At 66.6% G+C, this 23491-nt stretch carries 20 protein-coding genes and 1 other RNA gene; 6 read left to right on the plus strand and 15 right to left on the minus strand.

Annotated elements, in window-relative coordinates; translation table 11 throughout:
• Nucleotides 1–66 precede the first annotated feature (66 nt).
• Nucleotides 67–1005, minus strand: a complete 939-nt coding sequence (gene miaA, locus M4J39_RS21365; protein ID WP_251730522.1) for a tRNA (adenosine(37)-N6)-dimethylallyltransferase MiaA — start codon at nt 1003–1005, stop codon at nt 67–69.
• Between the two features lie 16 nt (nt 1006–1021).
• Here miaA and serB point away from each other — a divergent pair, with 16 nt between their 5' ends.
• A complete protein-coding gene (gene serB / locus M4J39_RS21370; RefSeq protein ID WP_251730523.1) occupies nt 1022–1912 on the plus strand; it encodes a phosphoserine phosphatase SerB in 891 nt (296 codons plus the stop codon).
• Nucleotides 1913–1953: 41 nt separating this feature from the next.
• Here the strand turns inward: serB and M4J39_RS21375 are convergent, their stop codons facing one another.
• The 5 genes from M4J39_RS21375 to ssrA form a co-directional block, all read right to left on the minus strand.
• On the minus strand, nt 1954–2742 hold the full coding sequence (locus M4J39_RS21375; RefSeq protein ID WP_251730524.1) for a TSUP family transporter: 789 nt from the start codon (nt 2740–2742) through the stop codon (nt 1954–1956).
• Between the two features lie 15 nt (nt 2743–2757).
• Nucleotides 2758–2991 (minus strand): ribbon-helix-helix domain-containing protein, encoded by a 234-nt coding sequence (locus tag M4J39_RS21380; RefSeq protein WP_251730525.1) that lies wholly within the window; start codon nt 2989–2991, stop codon nt 2758–2760.
• A complete protein-coding gene (locus M4J39_RS21385; protein WP_251730526.1) occupies nt 2988–3200 on the minus strand; it encodes a DUF4169 family protein in 213 nt (70 codons plus the stop codon). Before M4J39_RS21385 ends, M4J39_RS21380 begins: the two co-directional genes overlap by 4 nt.
• Nucleotides 3201–3206: 6 nt before the next feature.
• Nucleotides 3207–3806, minus strand: a complete 600-nt coding sequence (locus M4J39_RS21390) for an SspB family protein (RefSeq protein WP_251730527.1) — start codon at nt 3804–3806, stop codon at nt 3207–3209.
• Nucleotides 3807–3951: 145 nt separating this feature from the next.
• Nucleotides 3952–4318, minus strand: a transfer-messenger RNA (tmRNA) gene (gene ssrA / locus M4J39_RS21395).
• Between the two features lie 112 nt (nt 4319–4430).
• Here ssrA and M4J39_RS21400 point away from each other — a divergent pair.
• Genes M4J39_RS21400 through M4J39_RS21410 form a run of 3 tightly spaced genes read left to right on the plus strand, consistent with a single transcriptional unit; the run spans nt 4431 to nt 7623 of the window.
• Nucleotides 4431–5783 carry a chloride channel protein gene (locus M4J39_RS21400; protein WP_251730528.1) on the plus strand — a complete coding sequence of 451 codons (1353 nt, stop codon included), beginning with the start codon at nt 4431–4433 and terminating at the stop codon, nt 5781–5783.
• 32 nt (nt 5784–5815) lie between these two features.
• Nucleotides 5816–6610 carry a thymidylate synthase gene (locus M4J39_RS21405; RefSeq protein WP_251730529.1) on the plus strand — a complete coding sequence of 265 codons (795 nt, stop codon included), beginning with the start codon at nt 5816–5818 and terminating at the stop codon, nt 6608–6610.
• On the plus strand, nt 6607–7623 hold the full coding sequence (locus tag M4J39_RS21410) for a DUF4424 domain-containing protein (protein ID WP_251730530.1): 1017 nt from the start codon (nt 6607–6609) through the stop codon (nt 7621–7623). Before M4J39_RS21405 ends, M4J39_RS21410 begins: the two co-directional genes overlap by 4 nt.
• 341 nt (nt 7624–7964) lie before the next feature.
• Here the strand turns inward: M4J39_RS21410 and M4J39_RS21415 are convergent, their stop codons facing one another.
• The 7 genes from M4J39_RS21415 to M4J39_RS21445 all read right to left on the minus strand — a co-directional run bounded on the left by M4J39_RS21415 (nt 7965) and on the right by M4J39_RS21445 (nt 16859).
• The gene (locus tag M4J39_RS21415; RefSeq protein WP_371875496.1) at nt 7965–9503 is read right to left on the minus strand and encodes a DegQ family serine endoprotease; all 1539 of its coding nucleotides are present in this window, start codon (nt 9501–9503) and stop codon (nt 7965–7967) included.
• Nucleotides 9504–9710: 207 nt separating this feature from the next.
• Nucleotides 9711–9899 (minus strand): DUF2065 domain-containing protein, encoded by a 189-nt coding sequence (locus M4J39_RS21420; RefSeq protein ID WP_251730531.1) that lies wholly within the window; start codon nt 9897–9899, stop codon nt 9711–9713.
• Entirely contained in the window at nt 9896–10810 is a 915-nt protein-coding gene (gene hflC, locus M4J39_RS21425) for a protease modulator HflC (RefSeq protein ID WP_251730615.1), read from the minus strand. Before hflC ends, M4J39_RS21420 begins: the two co-directional genes overlap by 4 nt.
• Entirely contained in the window at nt 10810–11943 is a 1134-nt protein-coding gene (gene hflK / locus M4J39_RS21430) for an FtsH protease activity modulator HflK (protein ID WP_251730532.1), read from the minus strand. The genes hflC and hflK overlap by 1 nt, the downstream gene beginning before the upstream one ends.
• A gap of 202 nt (nt 11944–12145) precedes the next feature.
• Complete coding sequence (locus tag M4J39_RS21435; RefSeq protein ID WP_251730533.1) at nt 12146–12661, minus strand: dihydrofolate reductase; 516 nt, start codon at nt 12659–12661, stop codon at nt 12146–12148.
• On the minus strand, nt 12658–13185 hold the full coding sequence (locus M4J39_RS21440; protein ID WP_251730534.1) for a GNAT family N-acetyltransferase: 528 nt from the start codon (nt 13183–13185) through the stop codon (nt 12658–12660). The genes M4J39_RS21435 and M4J39_RS21440 overlap by 4 nt, the downstream gene beginning before the upstream one ends.
• Entirely contained in the window at nt 13182–16859 is a 3678-nt protein-coding gene (locus M4J39_RS21445) for an AsmA-like C-terminal region-containing protein (protein ID WP_251730535.1), read from the minus strand. Before M4J39_RS21445 ends, M4J39_RS21440 begins: the two co-directional genes overlap by 4 nt.
• A gap of 331 nt (nt 16860–17190) precedes the next feature.
• On the opposite strand from M4J39_RS21445, the gene ligA reads away from it, so the two are divergent.
• Nucleotides 17191–19347 (plus strand): NAD-dependent DNA ligase LigA, encoded by a 2157-nt coding sequence (gene ligA, locus M4J39_RS21450; RefSeq protein ID WP_251730536.1) that lies wholly within the window; start codon nt 17191–17193, stop codon nt 19345–19347.
• Between the two features lie 317 nt (nt 19348–19664).
• On the opposite strand, the gene M4J39_RS21455 is transcribed toward ligA, so the two are convergent.
• Both M4J39_RS21455 and M4J39_RS21460 read right to left on the minus strand, forming a co-directional pair.
• Nucleotides 19665–19880 carry a hypothetical protein gene (locus M4J39_RS21455; protein ID WP_251730537.1) on the minus strand — a complete coding sequence of 72 codons (216 nt, stop codon included), beginning with the start codon at nt 19878–19880 and terminating at the stop codon, nt 19665–19667.
• A gap of 234 nt (nt 19881–20114) precedes the next feature.
• Complete coding sequence (locus tag M4J39_RS21460; RefSeq protein WP_251730538.1) at nt 20115–20909, minus strand: RDD family protein; 795 nt, start codon at nt 20907–20909, stop codon at nt 20115–20117.
• 164 nt (nt 20910–21073) lie between these two features.
• Here M4J39_RS21460 and M4J39_RS21465 point away from each other — a divergent pair, with 164 nt between their 5' ends.
• Nucleotides 21074–23488, plus strand: a complete 2415-nt coding sequence (locus M4J39_RS21465; protein WP_251730539.1) for an ATP-dependent helicase — start codon at nt 21074–21076, stop codon at nt 23486–23488.
• Nucleotides 23489–23491 lie beyond the last annotated feature (3 nt).

Consider the following 23491-nt stretch of genomic DNA (forward strand, 5'->3'; position numbering starts at 1 on the left):
TTCGTTCGCCGGGACAACCCCGGATTGGCCGGCAACGTACCGGCAGCCGGCTGACAGGTCAAGAGCCTATTTCATTCGTTGCGCAATGTCGTCGACCACAGCAAGAAAATGTCGCGACGCCGCCGGATCGAGGCGCGGCCACTCGGGCATCTGGTTGCGGAACCAGGTCTCCTGCCGTTTGGCATATTGCCGAGTCGCCGTCACCGCCGCCTCGATGGCGTCCTCGACGTCCACTTCGCCCCGCGCCGCCGCCATCATCTCGGGCACGCCGATCGCCTTCATGGCCGGCAGCGCCGGATCGAGGCGCAGAGCGTCGAACGCCCGCGCCTCGTCGAGCCCGCCCGCCGCCGCCATGGCATGGAAGCGTTCCTCGATGCGTTCGTGCAGCCAGTCCCGCGCCGGCGCCATGACGACACGGGCCATGCCGCCACCGGGGATCGCCGGCCGCGAGCGCTTCTCCTGCCATTCGGACAGCGGCCGCCCCGTGCTGTCGGCCACCTCCAGCGCCCGGAGCACCCGCTGCGTGTCGTTGGGATGCAGACGCCCGTGGAGCACGGGATCGACGACGGCCAGCTCCTTGTGCAGCGCGGCCGGGCTCGTCGTCCGCGCCCGCTCGCGCCAGAAGGCACGCACCCGCTCGTCGATGGGCGGGACATCCGACAGACCCTGCGTCATGGCGTTGAAGTAAAGGCCAGTGCCGCCGACGATCACCGCCGGCCGGCCGGCGACCTCCTTCAGCGTCTTTTCCAGATCGTCCAGATAGCGGGCGACGGTGTAGCCCTCGCCGCTGCCGACATGGCCATAGAGGCGATGCGGCGCCCGCGCCTCGTCCTCCGGCGACGGTCGCGCCGTCAGGATGCGCAGTTCGCGATAGACCTGCATCGAATCGGCGTTGATCACCACGCCGTCGCAGCGCTCGGCGATCGCCAGCGCCAGAGCCGACTTGCCGCTCGCCGTCGGTCCGGCTATCAGAACCGCGCGCCTTTCTACCGTCTCCGCCGTCACGCCTGGAGCCTCCCCAATGTCGCTTGTCGCAACGCTTGTCTCATCTCCGGTCAATCCGCAAGTGACCGATGCTCTGACCGTCAGCGTGTCGCGGCGCTTGGGCGGCGACGCCCACAAGGTGCTGGCCGAAGGAATCGCCGCCGACATCGCCGTCGCCGACTATCTTTCGCATAGCGAGGCGGTGCACCGCGTTGCCGAGGTCGTCGGCGATGCGGCCGTCGATTTCGCGGTGATCGAGGCCGAAGGGCGACGCAAGAAGCTTCTGGTCGCCGACATGGACAGCACCATGATCGGCCAGGAGTGCATCGATGAGCTCGCCGCCTTCGTCGGCCTCAAGGAGCACGTCGCCGCCATCACCGAGCGGGCGATGCGCGGCGAGATCGCCTTCGAACCGGCGCTGCGCGAGCGCGTCGCCCTTTTGAAGGGGCTCGACACCGCCGTCGTCGACGAGGTGCTTCGCGAACGCATCACGCTGACGCCGGGTGGCCGCGAGCTGATCGGCACCATGCGGGCGCACGGCGCCTATACCGCCCTGGTCTCCGGCGGCTTCACCCTGTTCACCGACCGCATCCGCGACATGATCGGCTTCAACGAGGATCGTTCCAACAGCCTGCTGACCGAGGATGGCCGGCTATCGGGCCTCGTCGCCGAACCGATCCTCGGCAAGGCGGCCAAGCTCGCCACGCTGATCGAACTCCGTCAGGCGCGCGGCCTTGCCCACCACGAGACGGTGGCGATCGGCGACGGCGCCAACGATCTCGACATGATCAACGAAAGCGGCCTCGGCGTCGCCTTCCATGCCAAGCCCAAGGTGGCGGAAGCGGCAGAGGTGTCGATCCGCCACGGCGATCTCACCGCCGTTCTCTACCTTCAGGGTTTCACCCGCGAGGAATTCGCGGCGGTGTAATTCGGCCTCACCAGACACAGAGTTGGGCCTGACGCGCTCCCCTACAGCCCCATCACCCACATCCGCACCGGATTGGCGGGATCGGCCAGGAGCTTGATCGCAAGGCAGATGCAGGTGATCACCAGGAGCGGTCGGATGACCTTGGCGCCGCCCCTGACGGCCAGGCGCGAGCCGAGCTGCGCACCGAGGAACTGACCAGCGCCCATCACTAGGCCGGGCTTCCAGAAGATGGCCCCGGAGGCGAGAAACACGAAGAAGCTGCCGATGTTGCTCGCGAAGTTGAGCATCTTGGTATGCGCCGTCGCCTTCAGCAGCCCGAAACCCGCCAGCGACACGAAGCCCAGCATGAAGAACGAGCCGGTGCCCGGCCCGAACAGGCCGTCGTAGCAGCCGATCAGCGGCACGAATGTCAGCGTGAACAGAAACGGCGTGATCCGGGCGTGGCGGTCCAGGTCGTTGAGGCCGCGCTTGAAGGCGAAGTAGACGGCGATGACGATCAGCATGATCGGCATGGCGATCTGCAGCCAGTCGCCCGGCAACACCGTGGCGAGAAGTGCCCCCAACACGGCGCCGCCAGCCGACATCAGCGCCATCGGCAACTGCGCGCGGAGATCGACCTGCCCCGCCCGCGCGTAGCCAAGCGTCGCCGAGGCCGAACCGAACAGCGCCTGCAGCTTGTTGGTACCTAGCGACTGGAGCGGCGTGAAGCCGGCCAGCATCAGCGCCGGCACGGTGATGAGGCCACCACCACCGGCGATCGAATCGATGAAGCCGGCGACGAGGGCGGCGAAGAACAGCGCCGTCAGGAGGTGCAGGGAAAGCTCAACCAAGATGCGGACTCGGGATCAGGAGGAAGCGCGCTCTGGCAGAGAAGCGGGAGCGGTGAGATGGGCGAGAACGGCTACGCGGACGGCGCTCGCCAGGTTGCGATTGCCGCGCGTGCGGTCGATGTCGAGAACGAAGGCGGCAAGGCTCTGGCCGCGCCGCTCGGCGAGACGCTCGGCAGCCGTCCAGAACTCCGGCTCCAGCGCCAGGCTGGTCCGATGCCCGGCCAGCGACAGCGACCGTTTGACGTTCATGAGGAGGTGTCCGGCGACGGCTCCGGATCGGCGGGGGAATCGAGACGATGGCCATCGAGGCGGCGCGCCTCCAGCGCGTCCTGCGCCTTGGCCGTCTGCTTCTCCGCCTTGCTGCGGCCGAACTTCATGCGGTTTTCCGCCGCTTCGTCCTCGCGGCGGCGGCGATCACGATCCTTGCGTGCCCGGCGAAGATTGACGAGTTCGCCCATCGCCGATCAGGGCTTCTTGCGGAATGCGTCGAGCGATACCACCGTCGGTCCGCTCGCGCGCTCCTCGCTCGCCTCTTCGGCGGGCTTGGGCTCCTCGGGCGCCTTGGCAGCGGGCTTTTCCGGCTTGGCGGCCGGCTCCTTGGCGGCCTGCCCTCTGGGCGGACGGGCGGAAATCTTGGCCTCGCCGCTTGCCGGACCGATCGCCTTGAGCGGGCCTTCCTCGGGCATGTCGGCGGCGTTGCCGCTCTCGTCGACCAGCGGGAACTGCACCGCGAACTCCACCGACGGATCGAAGAAGCCGCGCACCGAGGCGAAGGGAACCACCAGCTTCTCGGGCACGCCGGAGAAGGAAAGGCCGATCTCGAAGCTGGTCTCGTTCACCACCAGCTCCCAATACTGGTGCTGGATGACGATGGTCATCTCGTCCGGGTAGCGCTCCTTGAGGCGGGCGGAAATGCGCACGCCCGGCGCCCGGGTATCGAAGATGATGTAGAAATGATGCTCGCCCGGCAGGCCGGCATGCGCCACTTCCGCCAGCACCTTCTTCACAAGGCCGCGGAAGGCCTCCTGAGCCAGAACGTCGTAACGGATCATGTCCTTGGGCATTGAGGCTCCGCCTTGAGGAAATCGCAGGCGACCGATGGGGCCGCGTCGTTGCCGGCAGTTTAAAGCATCCGGCGCAACAGTGTAAACGGCTTCGCGGCGGATCGCCGAAAGCGCGGGAAACACGGCAAAGTTGGGAAGAGAATTAAGTGGAGGCTTCTGTTGCCAGGTGCCTCCGAACCCCGCCTAAAGGTGCAACCCCCTAGGGCTTGATTCCCAGTTTGGGCACCGCATTACGCGGCGACGGCCACCGGAGCATAGTTGTCATTCGCAACTATAAGGTTAGCCCGATAACGGTGGTACAATGCCGAGTGAAAGAGCCGCCTTTACGCCCCCGTCGATCCTATTTCGCCCCCGCCGAAAGCCTTGCGCCGATTGGCTTTGCAAGGCCTTGGGTGGAGGCGCCGGGTACCGCCCCCGGGTCCGAATGGTTTATTACGCAGTCCGTTTATCACCATAGCCGGATTGCTCCGGCAGGAAGACATATAGGGGCTGCCGGCCCGCCTGTGAAGAGGCGGCAAACGATCCGTCCCCATCGCGGGACGCCGCCATGCACCATCCAACCTTGACCGTGCCCCTTTCCAGGTCCGATAGAAGCGCTGAAAAGCACAAAACCGGCGAGTTCCCATGCTGCGACTGCATCGGCCGAAAGTCTACGCCCGCTATTCCCGCGTCGAGGCGTCCCGCCTCCGCCGCCAGATCCTGTTCCTGGTCGGCGGCATCGGCGTCGGCATCGCCGCCGTGCTGATGGCCCGCGCCGCCGATCTCGCCCAGGATGTCTTTCGCGCCGGCGTCGCCGCGCTGCCTTGGCTGCCGCTCATCGTCACGCCCGCAGGCTTCGCACTCTCGTGCTTCCTCGCCCGGCGCCTGTTTCCCGGTTCGCAGGGCAGCGGCATTCCGCAGGTGATCGCCGCCCGCAAGCTGCCGTCCGCCGAGCCGTCAGGGCACCTCGTCTCGCTGAGAATCGCCGGCGGCAAGATATTGCTGATGCTGCTCGGCCTTTTGGCCGGCGGCTCGCTGGGCCGCGAAGGCCCGACGGTGCAGGTCGGCGCCGCCATCATGCAGGCGGCCGGCCGCGTCGCCTCCATCCGTCGCTCGTCGCTGCTGCTGGCCGGCGGCGCTGCCGGCGTCGCCGCCGCCTTCAACACGCCGCTGGCCGGCATCGTCTTCGCCATCGAGGAACTCAGCCGGTCCTTCGATAGCAAGGCGAGCGGCATCGTCATCATGACGGTGATGCTCGCCGGCCTGACGGCGCAGATGCTGCTCGGCGACTACACCTATTTCGGCTCGTCCTACGTGACGCTGTCACAGGGCGTCGCCTGGGTCGCCGTTCCGGTAGTAGCGATTGTCGGCGGCGCACTCGGCGGCCTGTTCAACCGCCTCAACGTCGTCTGGTCGCGCGGCGTGCCCGGCAAGGCCGGCGCCTTCATTCGCCGCCGCCCGATCGCCACCGCCGCCCTGCTCGGCCTTCTGGTCGCCGTTCTCGGCCTCGCCTCGGGCAGCGACGTCAGCGGCACCGGCTACGAAGCGGCGCGCGCCGCCATCCACCAGACACCGGCCGACGTCGGCCTCTGGTACGGCCCGGCGAAACTTCTCGCGACGCTGGCCTCGACCCTGTCGGGCATTCCCGGCGGCATCTTCTCGCCTTCGCTGTCCATCGGCGCCGGCCTCGGCCTCGACGTCGCCTATCTTCTGAACGTAGATGCCCTCCAGGCCATCGCGCTCCTGGGCATGTGCGCCTACCTCGCCGGCGTGGTGCAGGCGCCGCTGACCTCGGTGGTGATCGTTCAGGAAATGACGCTCAACCACTCCATGCTGTTGCCGCTGATGCTGGTGGCGCTGATCGCCGGCAAGATCTCCAGCCTCATCGCGCCGGAGGGCGTCTATCACGCCCTCGCCCGCAACTTCGCCGTTCCGCCCCCGGCGCCCCCTGCGGATGACACGGCGCCCCAGGCTGACTCGGCGCGCGACTCCGGCTAGTCTCTTCTGCCCCTCGCACGCAGCGGACCGTCATGCAGCAATATCTCGACCTCCTGAAGCTCATCCTCGACACCGGCACCGCCAAGGAGGACCGCACCGGCACCGGCACACTATCGGTCTTCGGCCACCAGATGCGCTTCGACCTCGCCGAGGGCTTCCCGCTTCTGACCACCAAGAAGCTGCACATCAAGTCGATCGTGCATGAGCTGATCTGGTTCCTGCAGGGCGACACCAACATCAAGTACCTGAAGGACAACGGCGTTTCCATCTGGGACGAATGGGCCGACGACAACGGCGATCTCGGTCCGGTCTACGGCCACCAGTGGCGTTCGTGGCCGACGCCCGATGGCGGCACCATCGACCAGATTGCCGAGGTTCAGGAGACCATCCGCCGCAACCCCGACTCGCGCCGGATGATCGTCACCGCCTGGAACCCGGTGGACGTGCCGAAGATGGCGCTGCCGCCCTGCCACCTCCTCATCCAGTTCTATGTCGCCAACGGCCGTCTCTCCTGCCAGATGTACCAGCGCTCGGCCGACGTGTTCCTGGGCGTGCCCTTCAATATCGCCTCCTACGCGCTGCTCACGGCCATGATGGCACAGGCGACCGGCCTCAAGCCCGGCGACTTCGTGCACACGCTCGGCGACGCCCACCTCTATCGCAACCACCTCGACCAGAGCCGGCTGCAGCTCACCCGCGAACCGCGCCCCCTGCCCCGGCTGAAGCTCGCCGAAGGGATAACCGACGTTCGCGATTTCCGATTCGAGCACATCGCCGTCGAGGGGTATGATCCGCATCCGCACATCAAGGCCGAGGTCGCCGTATGAAGAGACTGCCCGCCTTCGGAATCGCCGCCGCTTTCGCGGGGGTGCCGGTCGTGGTTCATGCCAACGACACCATGGCGGAACTGGCCGCCGGCGGGCTGACCTTCGTCTATGCGGAAAATGTCCAGATGCAGAGCGAGGATCTCTACATCTCGCCGAAGGAAGTCCGCGTCGACTACGTCTTCCACAACGACGGCGACCGTGACCGGACAACGGTGGTCGCCTTTCCCATGCCGGATATCGAGGGCAGCGGCGACTTCATGGTCTCGGTCCCCAATCCCGAGTCCGACAACTTCATGAACTTCTCCGTGACGATCGACGACCAGCCGGTGAAGCCGGAAATCGACCGTCACGCCTTCGCCGTCGAGGTCGACATCACCGCCCTCCTCGAACAGCACGGCATCCCGCTGCTGCCGTTCGGCGCGGCGACGACCGATGCCCTCGCCGCCTTGCCGAAGCAGACGGTCGCCGACTGGATCGAGCGCGGCATCGTCATTCCCATGGAATATGACGACGGCAGCGGCTGGAAGACGGAGTACGTGCCGGTCTGGCGGCTCAAGACCACCTACTGGTGGCGCACCACCTTCCCTGCCGGTCGCGACCTGCGCGTCGCCCACCGCTACACGCCCAGCGTCGGCGCCACGGCCGGCCTCGCCTTTCTCGGCCCCGACGAGAACGATCCCTTCGCTGGTGAGGGCTTCGAGAGGGAGAAGCAGCGCTACTGTTTCGACGACAGTTTCCTCAGGGCTGTCGCCAAGCGCCTCGATGCGGCGCGGACGACGAATACCTACCTCCAGGAAAGCTGGATTTCCTACGTGCTCACCACCGGCGCCAACTGGGGCGGAACCATCGGCCGCTTCCACCTGACGGTCGACAAGGGCGATACCGACACGCTGGTGTCCTTCTGCGGCGACGGCGTCAAAAAGACCGGACCGACCACCTTCGAGCTGACCGCCACCGATTTCTACCCCGAGCGCAACATCGACATAGCGCTGATCCGCCGCCCGACCGACTGAGGGTCGTGCCAGTACCCCTCTCTCCAACTCTCCCCCACAAGGGGGGAGAGGGCACGGAAGAGTTTCCTTCCAGAACCTGCCACAGCCCTCGCCCTGCTCCCTCCCTCACAAGGTGGAGACAGTCCGGCCCGGCTCAACCAGAAACACCAGATCGCGAACTCGCGCAGGTCAGCTCGACGCGCTCTCTCCCCCCTTGTGGGGGAGAGTTGGAGAGAGGGGTGAGACCCGAGGCGTCTCCATAGCGGATGGCTGCCCGTCTGCGAGACAGTCGATATCCACCAATGAAAAACGGCCGGTCCGCGAGGAACCGACCGCCGTTCTCTTTCGGACGGTGGCGTCCGTCACTCCATTCTCACCGCGACGAAGCGGAGATCGCCGCTGGCGTTGGAGACCAGCAGCAGCACGGACTTGCGGCCCATCGTCTTCTGCTTCTCGACGGTCTTGGTCACGTCGTCGGGCGACAGAACCTGTTCCTGCGCCACCTCGACGATCAGGTCGCCGGCCGCGATGCCCTTTTCGGCCGCCGCGCTCGCCGGATCGACGCCGGTGATCACGACGCCACGAACTTCGGCGTTGAGGCGGTACTTTTCCCGGGCGTCGTCATCCAGAGCGCCGAGCGTCAGGCCGAGAACCTTCGGTTCGTCCTTCGGCTGTTCGGCCGCCGGCTCGTCACCCGTCGCCTCGGCCATCTTCTCGCCTTCCTCAAGGCGGCCGAGCTTGACGGGAAGCGTCAGCTCCTTGCCCTTGCGGATCAGCGTGACGGATACTTCCTTGCCGACCGCCGTATTGGCGACGAGGCGGGGCAGCTCGCGCATGGTCTTGATGGCATGCCCGTCGAAGGCGACGATCACATCGCCCGGCTCGAGCTTGGCGGCCGCTGCCGGCCCGCCTTCGGTGACGCCGGCCACCAGCGCGCCCTGCGGCCGATCGATGCCGAGGCTTTCGGCAAGATCATCGGTCACTTCCTGGATGTTGACCCCGAGCCAGCCACGATGCGTCTCGCCGAACTCCCGCAACTGGTCGACGACGCCGACGGCGATCTCCGAGGGGATGGCGAAACCGATGCCGATCGAGCCGCCCGACGGCGAGATGATGGCGGTGTTGATGCCGATCACCTCACCCTTCTCGTTGAACAGCGGACCGCCGGAATTGCCGCGGTTGATGGCCGCGTCGGTCTGGATGTAGTTGTCGTAGGGGCCGGAGTTGATGTCGCGGTTGCGGGCCGAGATGATGCCGGTGGTCACCGTGCCGCCGAGGCCGAACGGGTTGCCGATCGCCATCACCCAGTCGCCGACGCGCATATTCTCGCTGTCGCCGAACTTGACGGCGGTGAGCGGCTTGTCCGGCTTGACGCGCAGCACCGCGAGGTCGGTCTTGGCGTCGCGGCCGACCAGCTCCGCCTTCAGCTTGCTGCCGTCGGAGAAGTTGGCGACGATCTCGTCGGCGTCCTCGATGACGTGGTTGTTGGTGATGATGATGCCCGCGCCGTCGATCACGAAGCCCGAGCCGAGCGACTGCACCTTGCGCGGGTCGCCGCCCTCGTCGGAGCCACCGTCGCCGTTATCGGCGCCATCGCCGGGGTCACCGCCCTTGCCATTGCCGTTCTTGTCGAAGAACTCGTCGAAGAAGTCCTGGAAAGGCGAGCCTTCCGGCACCTGGGGCAGCGGCACCTGCCGCGTCTCGGCCACCGTCTGGGTGGTGGAGATGTTGACCACCGCGCCGATCAGCTTCTCGGCCAGATCAGCGACGGAGTCCGGCCCCTGCTCGGCGGTGGCCGTGCCGGCGCCGCCAAGGGCGAGCGCCGCCGCCAGCATCAGCGCCGCGAGCCCCGATCCGCGCCGCCGGCCGACATCCGGCACTGTCCTGTTCCATGAGACCATAGCCGGTCTTCCTCCACTGGAGCGTCCGTCCGCGAAGTCCCAGGCCTTCCGGAGCGCCTGGACGCTAGAAAACAAAACCGGAAGCAAGGGCGGTGAAGCCTCTGTTCCGGATGAGCGCGATCAGCGACCGCGCCCTACGCATTCGGCGAAGTCATAATCCGTTTCACGGATGGAGACAAACCCCACCCGCGCACGACTGACGGCCGGTCATCCGCCCCGCACCGCCCAGACGACGGCGACGCCGACCGCCATCGCAGCAACGCCACCGGTCCTGAGCCAGAAGTCGGAGGCTTCCAGCAGCTGGCGGAGCCCCTTGCGCATCAGCGAAGGGGCTGCCGCGTACAGCAGCCCCTCAAGGACGACCATCAGGCCGACGGCGACCAGGAAGTCGTTCAAGGCTGGGCCGGAACGGCCGGAGCCGCCGCGTTCCCCGCCATCCCGGTCGATCCACCGAAGAAGCGGAAGAACTCCGAGTCAGGCTTGAGCAGCATGGTCGTGCCATTGGCCAGCGACGAGGCGTAAGCCTGCATCGAACGATAGAACTCGAAGAAGCCCCTGTCGGCGCCATAGGCCTCAGCGTAGATGCGGTTGCGTTCGGCATCGCCCTCGCCGTGCAGGATATCGGCATCACGACGCGCCTCGGCCAGAAGCACGGTGGCCTGACGATCGGCCTCGGCGCGGATGCGCGCGGCTTCCTGCGTACCCTCGGCCCTGAGTTCGGCCGCCTCGGCGAGACGCTCCGACCGCATGCGGTCGTAGGTCTGTTCGAGCACGTTGTTCGGCAGTTCGGTGCGGCGGATCCTGAGCTCGACGATGTCGATGCCGAGATTGGCCGCTTCCGGACGGACGAACTCCGCCACCTCAAGCATCATCGCCGCCCGCTCCTCGGACAGCGCGTCGCCGAATGAGCGCGTGCCGTAGACGCGGCGCAACGCCGAATCGAGACGGGTTCTGAGCCGCATTTCCGCCATCGCCATGTTGCCGGTGACGCTCTCGCGGAAGGCCCGGGCATTGACGATGCGGTAGGCCGCGAAGGCATCCACCACATACTGGCGGCTGTCACGCACCTGCACGACGTTGTTGTCGATCTCGATGGTGTTGAGACGCTTGTCGACAATCTGCACGCTGTCGACAATGTTGGTCGGCAGCTTGAAGTAGATTCCGGGCTCGGTGATGACCCGCTGGATCTCGCCGAAGCGCAACTGGATGGCCTGATCGCGTTCGGTGACGATGAAGACCGACGAATAGACGACCAGCGCGGCAACGGCGACGACGATCAGGACGAAGGGCAAAGCGATCGTGCGCATCATTGGGTACCTCCCGTGCTGGCCGATGTCGCCGGACGCCCGATTTCGGGCAACGGCAGGTAGGGCAGCACGCCTTGCGTCGAGCCGCTGTCGAGGATCACCTTGTTGGTCTTGGAGAGCACGCCCTCCATGGTTTCAAGATAGATGCGCTCGCGCGTGATGTCGGGCGACTTGGCGTACTCCTGGTAAACCGACGTGAAGCGCTGTGCGCCACCGGTCGCCTCGGCGATCACCTGGTCGCGATAGCCGAGCGCCGCCTCGCGGATCTGCGACGCCTCGCCGCGCGCCTCGCCAAGCCGCTTGTTGGCATAGGCCTGCGCGTCTTGCTTGAACTTGTCCTGGTCCTGCTGGGCGCGCTGCACTTCGCCGAAGGCGTCCTGCACCTCCAGCGGCGGATCCGCGCGGGTGACGTTGACGGCGGTGATCGATACGCCGGCGTCGTAGGAATCCAGCGTCTGCTGGATGCGCTCGCGCACCGCGGTCTGCGCCGCTTCGCGGCCGGTGGTGCGGAACTCGTCGGCACGGGTGCGCCCGACCACTTCACGCATCACCGATTCGGAAACCTTGCGGACGATGTCCGGCTGGTCGGCGACACGGAACAGATACTTGACGGGATCGGCGATGCGCCAGAGCACCGAGAACTCGACGCTGACCAGATTCTGGTCGCCCGAAAGCATGATGGAGTCGGCGCCACCGGCGGCAACGCCGCCGAGCACTTCCTGGTTTTCCTTGAGCAGGGCCGGCGTCTCCACCTGCTCGATCGGCCAGAAGGCAAAATGGATACCCGGCTCGTTGAGCTCTGGCTTGACCTTGCCGAACAGCAGCTCCACGCCGACCTGATCGGGCTGGACCACGTAGATGCTCTGGTAGAGCCAGAATCCGACCGCGGCCACCGCGATCAGCGGCAACGCCGTCAGAATGCCGGTGGGCTCGCCCTGCCCGGGCCGTCCGCCACCACCGCCACCGGGCAGAAGCCGACGGATCTTGTCCTGTCCGCGCCGGAGCAGTTCCTCAAGGTCGGGGGGCTCGTTGCCGCCACCACCGCCACCCTGCGGCCCTCTGGGCGGCTGTCCCCACGGTCCGTTACCGCCGCCTTTCCAGCCGCCGCCACCACTCTGATTGCTCCAGGGCATTAGGGTCCCTTCCTCCGTAAGTAAAAATCAGGAGCGCTTCCGTGATGGTCAGGCAAGGCTGCCCGACGGGAAACGCTCCGGCTCGGTCTGACGGCGATCATAGGAGGCAACGCCTCGCTCTTCAACGCGCGCAGAGTTCAATCGCCATTTGGGGTGTCTGGATGTTCCGATCAACCGTCCGCGCGTGATTCTTTCGGCGCGGTCAGCCGCGGCGAATCCACGTCTCGAAAACGGCGTCGGCGCTGTCGCGCTCGCCGCGCACCATGGGCTCGCTGGCGGAGAGCTCCCAAAGCGCCGGATCGACCGTCGGAAAGCGCGTGTCGCCGTCGGGCGAGGCAGCGATCCGGGTGATGAACAGGCGGTCAGCCCGGCCGATCGTCGCCGCGTAGAGCGCGCCGCCGCCGGCCACCACGTAGGACGAGGCCCCCTTCGCCTCGGCGCTCGCGGCCGCCGCGTCGAGGGCGGCGCCGAGATCGCCAATCACGGTAACGCCATCCGGCCGAAAGGTCGGATCGCGCGACACCACGAGGGTTTCGCGGCCCGGCAGGGGCTTGCCGATCGACTCGAAGGTCTTGCGCCCCATGAGCATGGGGCGGCCGAGCGTCAGCGCCTTGAAGTACTTGAGATCGGTGGACAGATGCCAGGGCATGCCACCGTCGCGACCGATGACGCCGTTCTCGGCCATGGCAACGACGATGTCGAGGAGAGGACGGTTCACGGGCACTCCTTCGCCAGTTTCTCGATGGCTTCGGGTGTCATGCGCACCGGAACCCAGGCATCGTTGAGCGGCGCGCCCATGGCCGCGTAGAAATCGATGGCCGACTTGTTCCAGTCGAGCACCGTCCATTCGAAGCGGCCGAGGCCTTCGTCGACGCAACGCCGGGCCAGCCGGGCCAGCAGCGCCTTGCCGACGCCCTGCCCGCGCGCCGCCGGATCGACGAAGATGTCTTCGAGATAGAGCCCGTGCCGGCCGAGGAAGGTCGAGAAGGAGTAGAACCAGACGGCGATGCCGGCCGGCTTGTCGCCGATGAAGCCAAGTTCGCAGAACACGCGCGGATTGTCGCCGAAAAGGGCGGCCGCATAGTCCTCCGGTGTCGCCACCATCTTCTCGGACAGGTTCTCGTAGGCGGCGAGCGAGCGAATGAAGCCGGAGATGACCTCGATGTCGTCGGGTGTGGCGGCGCGGGTGGTCGGCTTGGGTCGGCGGGCGTGGCGGCCGAGGCGGGAGGGCGATGAGCTCATGGGGCAGTCTCCGTCACGCCGCCCGGCGGCAAGCCGACGTCGGAGCTCGGCAGTTGCTTCAGCTTGGTGCCCGGCGCCGCCGGCGCGCCATTCTCCAGGATCTTGCCGATGGCGTCGAGCGGGTCGCCCGCCGCCTTGTCCTTTTCCTTCTCCGCCCGCGCCTTCTGGGCGGCGAGAAGCGCCGCCGCCTTGGCCTTCTCGGCCAGTGCCGCCGCCGCGGCGCGCTCGCGCGCCTCAAGCATTAGGCGATTGCGGCGGTCCAGAGCCTCGCGGTCGCGCAGCACCTGACGCGACAGAAGCTCGCGTTCGAGAATGTCGGCCTGCATCATCAGCACGCGCTGCGTCTCCTTCTCCAGCGCACGGATGCCGAGGTAGGACGCGAAGGCCGTGACGTCGACGCGACGGGACGGGTTGGCGAGCGGCCCCTTGAACAGCACCGACACCTGCGGCACGCCGCCGCCGGCCGCCGCGTCGCCGACGTCGTGGGACAGGCGCCACTCGCTGTCGACCGTCAGGCGGGCGATGTCCACCGTCGCCGAACCGGAGCTGGCGCCGTCTTTCGTCGTCACCACGATGTTGGGCGCCCTGAGCGTGCCGCCAGCCAGCGTGAAGGCGGCATCGAGCCGCTCGAAGGCGAGATCGCCCATGTCGACGTTGTCGGTGAAGGCCTGACGGATGCGATCCTCGCTGAGCTCCTTGCCGGCATCGGCCAGCCGGATCACCTGACCGAACGCCCGCGTCGTCATGTGGGCGAGCCGACCATCCCTGAGCGAGAAGCTGCCGCCGCCGGTCAGCGACGACATCCAGCCGGCCAGCGTCCGTCCCGTGGCATTGATCTGGACGTCGACGCCCAGCACGCCGGTGACCAAGGGCCGGCCGTCGCGCCGCCAGGCGAACTCCTCGGCCGCCGCGCCCTGGAGGCGCAGCGTGCCGGACACGCCGGCCGTGCCGTCGAGATCCCGCTTGATCATCAGGTCGCCGGAAAGCTTGCCGCCGGCCAGCGTCGCCTCGATGCCGTCGAGCCCGGTGCCGGAGGCATTGCTGGACAGCGACAGCGCCACGCTCTTGGCCGCAGGCCCGCCCTCGATGTCGAGCCGGCCGAACTTGAGGGCGAGGTCGGTGTCGAAGCCGTCGATCAACGCCGCGCCGAACGGCGCCTCCGGCCAGGGATTGCGGCTCTGGACGATCGGGAAGTCGAAGACGGCCGGTCCCAGGATGGCCTCGCCGAGACCGGCGAGCGATCCCTCGTCGAAAGACAGCGTGCCCGTCACCCTCGGCACGGCCGGGGCGAAGTCGATGGAAATGTCCCCGACCGTCGGCACCTCGTCGAGCTTGCCTTCGATGCGGTTGACCAGGACCTTGCGGTTGCCGATCGACAGATGGGCCGCGACGTCGGCCGGCGTCGATCGCATGACGCCCTGAACGATATTGCCCGAGAGCACCAGGAGAGAGCCGACGTCCGGCGACTTCAGGTCGAGGTCGAGCTCCGCGCTGGGCGGCGCGCCGCGCGCGAGCGTCGCCGAACCGTTGAGCGTCACCTCGGTCGGCCCCATGGCGCCGCGCACCACCACGGCGAGGCCCTCCTTCGACTTGCCCATGGCCGACAGGGTAAGGCTGCCGTCGCCCGGCCGGTCGACATCCGGCACGGCGAGGCCGAACTGGCGCATCAGCTCGGCGCCGTCGGGGCCGGTCAGGCTGACGTCGGCGGACACGTCGGCGGTATCCCAGGCATCGACGCGCCCCTTGAAGGCGAGTTCGCCGCGTATGTCGGTGGCCGCCGCCGAACCGTTCAGCTCGACCTTGACGTCGGTCCCCTCGCCCGATGCCCTGGCGAGCACGGTGCCCTCCAAGCTCGCCGGTCCGAGATGGGGCGCTGCGTCGCGCAGAAAGCCGACCACCGGCGTATTGGGCGCGAGAGCGCGGACGAGGTCGGCGACGCCCTCCAGCTTTTCGGCCGACACGCGCATCTGGATCGAGCCGTCGGGCGTCGTCGTCACGTCGCGGATGGTGCCCGCCGCCGTGACGCGGGCGCCGGACAGCGAGCGGACGAACAGGCGGTCGACGTCGAGCGTGGCGTCGATGAGCGAGGCCGACACGTCGAAGCCCTCGGCCCGGGTATCGCCGGCGATCAGCGCACCGATGGCCGCCTTGACTACGACGTCGGCCCCGACGCCCTGCCCCGTCGCGAGGCCGGCCACCGTCTGCACGTCGGCGAGCCTCAACTGATCGGCATCGAGCGCCAGCGTCAGACGCGGCTTGCGGCCGGCCACGCCCGGCAGGAAATCGAGCGAGCCGCTGATACGCCCCTCGTCGAGACGGGCGTCGACGTCGTCGAGCCTTAACCCATCCATCGACGCGGCCACCTTGGCCGAGAAGCGGAAGGGATCGAGCCCGACCTTCGGCCGGTTGGGCGCCCACCAGGCAATCAGCGTCGCCGGCTGGTCGGAGGCGAGCGAGACGTCGCCATCGAAGCCGATGGTCGGCGCGGTGGAGAGCCGGCCATGCGCCGTGAGCGACGATTTGCCCGGCAACGTCGCTTCCAGCGTGTCGATGGTCCAGCCCGAGGCGGCGGTGACAAGATCGGCTCGAAGATCGGAAATGATGCTGCCGCCGACCACCACGCCGGGAATGTCAAAGCCGATGCGCCCGGGGACGCTCGGCACCGGCAGGCTGGCAATGGCCGCGCCGAAGGCGGTGAGCGCGCCGTCAAGCGAGACCGGCTTGTCCGGCCCTGCGCCGAGCGTACGATCGAGGTCGATCTGACGGGCCGACAGCACCGCCTCGAAGCTCGGCACCGCGGCGAGATCCAGCGTCGCGGCGCCGGAGATGGTGAACGGCCGTTCTTCCGCTCCGTAGTGGAACTCCAGCGCCTTGGCGAGCACCGCCCGGTTGGAAACGTCGAGATCGGCGGTGAGCGACCAGGGCAAGGTCGCCTGGTCTTCCTTGGCGATCACCCGGTCGAGCGTCGCCTTGCCGGCCCAGGTCGGCCGGTGGTTGGCAAACTTGAGCTGGCCGTCGAAGCTGGCCGCCACCGGGTGGGCCGCCGAGCGCACGTTGGCCTTGAGCGCGAAGGCGCCGCTGCCGTCGGCGGCGCCGGTCGCCGCCTTGATGGCGAGGGTGTCGCCGCCGACCCGTGCCGTGGCGTCCACCTTGTAGGGCCCGGCCAGCGCCGGCGCGTCGAGCCGGGCCTTGATGCCGTCCATCACCACCGGCTGGCTGTGGCGCGCATCGGCAATGACGAGGCGGCCGTCCTCGATGTCGACGCCCGACAGCATCACGCGGCTGGGATTGATGCCGATGCCGCCTTCGGCCGCCATCCACTCGAAGGCGCCGTTCTCGTCGATGCGGACGTTGAGCTCGGGCTGCACCACCTGCATCTCGGTGACGTGGATTTCGCCCGACAGCAGCGGAAACAGCTCGATCTCCATGTTGAACCGGCCGACGGTCATCAGCGGCGCGTTGGGATCGTCGCCGATCACCACGTCGGAGAAGGAGAGCGAGGGATAGGGCAACAGGCTGGCGTCGGCCGTCCCGCGAACGGACACCTTGTGTCCCAGAACATGCGCGGCTTCCGTCTCGAAAGCGGCTCGATAGGCCGTCCAATCGACAAACAGCGGCCCGACCAGCGCCACGAGGAGCGCCAGGATGACCGTGAATCCGATACCGAAATACAACGAATTCAGCGTCTTGGCTCCCGTATACCCACTTCGGAGACGTTGGCGCGACTCACGTCCAACCGCGCGATGCTCCGATAAACTTCCACGCCGCCCTGCAAGGTTCGCACCATGGCGCCGTCCGCCCCTCTCCCAAAGACTTAGCAAATCGCAGCGCCGCTGGGAAACGGGGATTAAGACATAGTTCACCATTCACAGGGCGCGGACGTCGCCTCCGTCCCGCGCATCGTCCTCATGGTGACGGAAGCTGTCGCCGCCACCTGGGATCTTGCGCCCTGCCCGAGTATTCGGCTTTAACCGGAGCCGAAAAGAGTCCCACGGGAGACGCGCGATGTCGGCCGAAACGAATTCCATTCCCGTCGAAGACCTCACCCAGGACGAGGCCGCCGCCGAACTGGAGCGCCTGTCCGCCGAGATCGCCCGCCACGACCGGCTCTATCACGCCAACGATGCGCCGGAGATCTCGGACGCCGACTACGACGCGTTGCGCGCCCGCAACCGCGAGATCGAGGCGCGCTTTCCCGAGCTCGTCCGCTCCGATTCGCCGTCGCTCAAGGTCGGCGCACCCGTCTCCGAGACGTTTTCGCAGGTCCGCCACGTCAGGCCGATGCTGTCGCTCGACAACCTGTTCAGCGAGGCCGACCTCCACGACTTCGTCAAACAGGTGAAGAGCTTCCTCGGCGCCAGCGAGACGCCCGTCTTCACCGCCGAGCCCAAGATCGACGGCCTCTCGATGTCGCTACGCTATGTGGATCGCCGCCTCGTCACGGCGGCGACGCGCGGCGACGGCACCACCGGCGAAAACGTCACCGCCAACGTGCGGACCATCGCCGAGATCCCCGACGAACTGCCGGCCGGTGCGCCCGATGTCGTCGAGGTGCGCGGCGAGGTCTACATGAAGAAGGCCGACTTCGCCGCCCTCAACGAGCGGATGATGAACGAGAGCGGCAGGCTGTTCGCCAACCCGCGCAACGCCGCCGCCGGTTCGCTCCGCCAGCTCGATCCGAAGGTGACGGCCGGCCGACCGCTCAGCTTCTTCGCCTATGCCTGGGGCGACCTCTCGGAACCCCTGGCCTCGACCCAGTACGACACGGTGAAGCGCTTCGCCGACTGGGGCTTCCCGGTCAACCCACTGATGGTGCTCTGCCACTCCGAGGAGGAGCTGTTCGCCCATTACCGGCTGATCGAGAGCCAGCGCGCCGACCTCGGCTACGACATCGATGGCGTGGTCTACAAGGTGAACAGCCTGGCGCTACAGGAGCGGCTCGGCTTCCGCTCGCGCTCGCCGCGCTGGGCCACCGCCCACAAGTTCCCGGCCGAGCGCGCCTCCACCACCGTCAAGGCCATCGAGATCCAGGTCGGCCGCACCGGCGCGCTGACACCGGTTGCCAAGCTGGAACCGGTGACGGTGGGCGGCGTCGTCGTCTCCAACGCCACGCTGCACAACGAGGACTACATCAAGGGCATCGGCCAGGACGGTTTGCCGCTGCGCGACGGCCGCGACATCCGCGTCGGCGACACCGTGGTGATCCAGCGCGCGGGCGACGTCATCCCCCAGGTGGTCGACGTGCTGATCGACAAACGCCCCGATGACGCCCTGCCCTACGCCTTCCCCACCCTCTGCCCGCGCTGCGGCAGCCACGCCGTGCGCGACACCAATGAGAAGACCGGCAAGATCGACGCGGTGCGCCGCTGCACCGGCGGCCTCATCTGTCCGGCCCAGCAGGTGGAGAGCCTGAAGCACTTCGTCTCGCGCCTGGCATTCGACATCGAGGGTCTCGGCGACAAGCAGATCGAGTTCTTCCATGCCCTCGAAGACGAGCACCTTTCCATCCGGACGCCGGTCGACATCTTCACGCTTGCCCGGCGCGAAGCCACCGGCCTCAACCGCCTATCCAACTTCCCCGGCTTCGGCGCGACCTCGGTTCGGAACCTCTTCGAAAGCATCGAGGCGCGCCGCCGGATCGACCTGCACCGTCTCATCTTCGGCCTAGGCATTCGCCACATCGGCGAGGGCAACGCCAAGCTGCTCGCCCGCGCCTACGGCTCGTGGACCCACTTCTACGATGCCATGAAGAAGGCGGCCGACCGCGACCCGGAAACGCTGGCCGAACTCGACGCCATCGACGGCGTCGGCGCCGTGGTGGTCGAGGCGCTGACCGACTTCTTCGGCGAGGATCACAACCGTGACGCCATCGACGCCCTGCTCCAGGAGATTACGCCGCTCGACGCCGAGGCGCCGGTGACAACCAACAGCCCGGTGGCCGGCAAGACGGTGGTCTTCACCGGTTCGCTGGAGAAGATGACGCGCGACGAAGCCAAGGCCACCGCCGAACGTCTCGGCGCCAAGGTGGCCGGCTCCGTGTCGAAGAAGACGGATCTGGTGGTGGCGGGCCCTGGCGCCGGCTCGAAACTCGCCAAGGCGTCCGAACTCGGCATCGAGGTGATCGACGAGGACGCCTGGCTCGACCGGATCAAGGGCCTTTAGTGCGAGCACCGGCCGGACACCTCGATCCGGCCGGCAAAGCATTTTGGAAAAACCAAGCGGGCAACGCCAACGGGCAGTGCCCCTGACAAGCCTAAACGAGCAACGCGTCCGAGCGTGCTGAAGGTTGCTTCAAGCGAGCACCTCTTCTCAGCGGGTCAGCGCAGACCGGGCAGAAGTGCCGCGCCGTCTTGCGCCGTGGAGACAGCCAGGGCATCGGCGGCGAAAACGCTTCGTCGCCAACGTCCTTGGTGCGGTGGGCGCCGCAGGCGCGAAAATCGAGCCCGGAAGCCCGGCCGACAGGATTTCTATGCATGCGCTCAGCCACGCGACCAGGAGATGGCCAGCGAGGCCAGTTCCGGCGTCGCGGCGACGAGGCCGCCCACCGTATCGAGATAGTGGCCGGGTTCGAGCCGCCAGGCCTCATTGTCGGCATCTTCGACGTTCACCGCCATTGCGCGGCCGACATTGGCCGGAGGCACTCCGATGAAATAAGTGTTGATTGCGGTAAGCGTCCCATCGGAGGTCATCTTCATGTCCTCTCTCCTTGGAGAAAAGGCCTGATCGGCGGCCAACGAGACGATTTGGCGCCCAATCCTTGAAGGACCGGTAAACGAAAACCGGAAACTCCCTTTCTAGTCTCCACAAATACGGTTCAGAACAAAATCGAAAACATAGGCTTTCCTTGGACCATTTCAGAAACTACACAACGTTAGTGAAAAATACCAAGGAAACTACCTTCCATTAACCAATGACACCCCGTCGAAGGCTCAGTCCTTCACAACCACTGTTCCGGCGAACCGATCGTAGAAAGCTTGTCCGCGCCAGCGGAGAAATGGGAAGAGATAGTAGACCGCAAGGGCCAAACTCAGGACGGCGTTGGGGACAGCCCATGCAATGGGAGCATCCAGCATTTGCCTTATCAGCCAGAGGTAGTCAGTCATCGAGCCAACAAACCACCATGCGGTCAGACCAGCGGCAACGCCGACCAGCGAGAACAGGAGTAGCGGCCCGAGGCGGAAGAACTCGCGCCGGAGTAGATGGGGAGAAGTGTCACCCCCACAGTCGCAGGCACGCACAGTAAGCCGAAGAAAACGTTTGCCGGGCGAGCGCCCAAAATAGCGCGCCCAGGCAAGCATAAACAAATAGGCCACAGAAACCGTAGGATCGAGCTGAAGGCTGGTGTTGAGCCGATCGCCCGAAGCGGTGACTGAAGCGCCAACATACTGGAGACGAGTGGTTTTCCCCTCCCGTATCTCATTTTTCACAGTGAGCACGTAACTCGGTTTTCCGCCTGCGGGCAGGGTTCGGCAAACGACCTCCGTTCTTTGCCAATCAGGAACAGCGGGAAGGACCTTGTTGAGTTCGTCCAGAAGGGGAGACGGGGGAGCAGTCACGCAAGCGGTTTGACTATAAACCCCTTTCCAGTAGTAAAAGTCCCCTCCTGTTACCGCATCGACGGTCATGAGAATGACCACCGCCAAAGCGTAGGCGAGAGCGAAATCAATAAGGAAAGCGCCGAGGCGCCGCCAGAAATACCGTTTCGGCCGACTATCCGTCTCCACGCGCCCCTCCCCTAAAGCCCCTCGCAACTGCTAGGCATGGAGCGCAGGAGGTCAAGTCGGGATAAACACAACCAGAATGCTATTTCCGATGGCGGGAGAGACAGGGGCTCCAAAAGCCCACGACACTCTCGCGCCCGTCGCTTCGTTGCTTTATTGTTCTCGTCATGACTGCTTCCCAGAATCACGACGATACCGACTTCGACGCCTCTCCTTCGCTCGGCATCGCCGCCCGCGCCATGGCCGCCGCCCGCCCCTCCGGTGGCGCCGTCGGCTATCTCAGCGGCATGAACCCCGAGCAGCGCGAGGCGGTTGAGGCGCTGGATGGTCCCGTGCTGGTGCTGGCCGGCGCCGGCACCGGCAAGACGCGCGTCCTGACCACCCGCATCGCCCATATACTGGCGACGCGGCGGGCCTTTCCCTCGCAGATCCTGGCGGTGACCTTCACCAACAAGGCGGCGCGCGAGATGAAGGAGCGCGTCGGCCAGCTGGTCGGCGGCGTCGTCGAGGGCATGCCCTGGCTCGGCACCTTCCACTCCATCGGCGTCCGCATGCTGAGGAAGCACGCCGAACTGGTCGGCCTCAAAAGCAACTTCACCATTCTCGACACCGACGACCAGCTTCGCCTCATCAAGCAGTTGATCCAGGCCGAAGGCATCGACGAGAAGCGCTGGCCGGCGCGCCAGTTCGCCTCGGCCCTCGACGGTTGGAAGAACAAGGGCCTTCGCCCCGCCGACATTCCCGAGGGCGAGGCGCGCGCCTATGTCAACGGCTTGGGGCGCGAGCTCTACGCCGCCTATCAGGCGCGCCTCAAGGTGCTCAATGCGGTCGACTTCGGCGACCTGCTGCTCGAAGCGGTGACGCTCCTGCGCCAGAACCCCGACGTTCTCGCCGACTATCACAAGCGGTTCCGCTTCATCCTGGTCGACGAGTATCAGGACACCAACGTCGTCCAGTATCTCTGGCTGCGCCTGCTCGCCCAGGGCTCGCACAACATCTGCTGCGTCGGCGACGATGACCAGTCGATCTACGGCTGGCGCGGCGCCGAGGTGGACAACATCCTGCGCTACGAACGCGATTTCCCCGGCGCCAAGGTGATCCGGTTGGAGCGCAACTATCGCTCCACCGCCCACATTCTCGGCGCCGCCTCGCACCTCATCGCTCACAACGAGGCACGGCTCGGCAAGACGCTGTTCACCGACCTGCCGCAGGCCGAGGACGAGGACAAGGTGTTCGTCGCCTCGGCCTGGGACTCGGAGGAAGAGGCGCGATCGATCGGCGACGAGATCGAGCGCTGCCAGAGGAACGGCACGGCGCTGAACGACATCGCCATCCTGGTGCGCGCCTCCTTCCAGATGCGCGAGTTCGAAGACCGCTTCGTCACCTCGGGCATTCCCTATCGCGTCATCGGCGGCCCTCGCTTCTACGAACGGGCCGAGATCCGCGACGCCCTCGCCTATTTCCGCATCGTCATGCAGCCGGCCGACGACCTCGCCTTCGAGCGCATCGTCAACACGCCCCGCCGCGGCATCGGCGACACCTCCGTCCGCACCCTGCACGACTATGGCCGCGCGGAAAGCGTACCGCTCACCGAGGCGACGCGGCAGTTGGTCGCCACGGAAGAGTTCAAGGGCAAGACGCGCACGTCCTTGCGCGACTTCCTCGCGAGCGTCGAACGCTGGCGCGACCTCGTGCCCGCGATGAAACACACCGAACTCGCCGAACTGATCCTAGACGAGAGCGGCTACACCGCCATGTGGCAGAACGACCGTTCGGCCGAAGCGCCGGGGCGGCTCGAAAACCTCAAGGAACTCATCCGCTCCATGGACGAGTTCGAGAGCATGGAAGGCTTCCTCGAGCACATATCTCTGGTGATGGACCGCGACAGCGGCGAGGAACTCGACGCCGTCTCCATCATGACGCTGCATTCGGCCAAGGGGCTTGAGTTCGACACGGTGTTCCTGCCCGGCTGGGAGGAAGGTCTGTTCCCGCACCAGCGCGCCCTCGACGAAGGCGGCAGAGCCGGCCTCGAAGAGGAACGCCGCCTTGCCTATGTCGGACTGACGCGCGCCAAGAAGCACTGCCTGATCTGGTTCACGTCCAACCGCCGCATCCACGGCTCCTGGCAGTCGTCGATCCCCTCGCGCTTCCTCGACGAGCTGCCGGCCGCCCATGTCGAGATCAAGGAAACCGGCAGCGCCTATGGGGGCTACGGCTCGTCCTTCGGCCGCCAGAACCCCTACGGCGCCTCACGCTTCGACAGCGTCGAGCGCTTCCAGTCGAACTACGAAACACCCGGCTGGCAGCGGGCGCAGAAGGCCCAGAAAGCGGCGGGCGGCCGTGGCGGCTTCTCGGCCCCGACGCAATCGTCCTATGGCCGGGCGCAGCCCAAGCTGATCGAGGGCGAGCTGATCGCCAAGTCGGTCGTATCGGGCGCGCCGAAGTTCGACGTCGCCGACCGGGTGTTCCACGTCAAGTTCGGCCCCGGCACGGTCTCCGCCGTCGACGGCAACAAGGTCACCGTCGACTTCGACAAGGCCGGCCAGAAGCGGGTGGTGGACAGCTTCCTCGACAAGACTTGATCG

It is taken from the genome of Pleomorphomonas sp. NRK KF1, assembly GCF_023721755.1.
Taxonomy (GTDB): Bacteria; Pseudomonadota; Alphaproteobacteria; order Rhizobiales; family Pleomorphomonadaceae; genus Pleomorphomonas.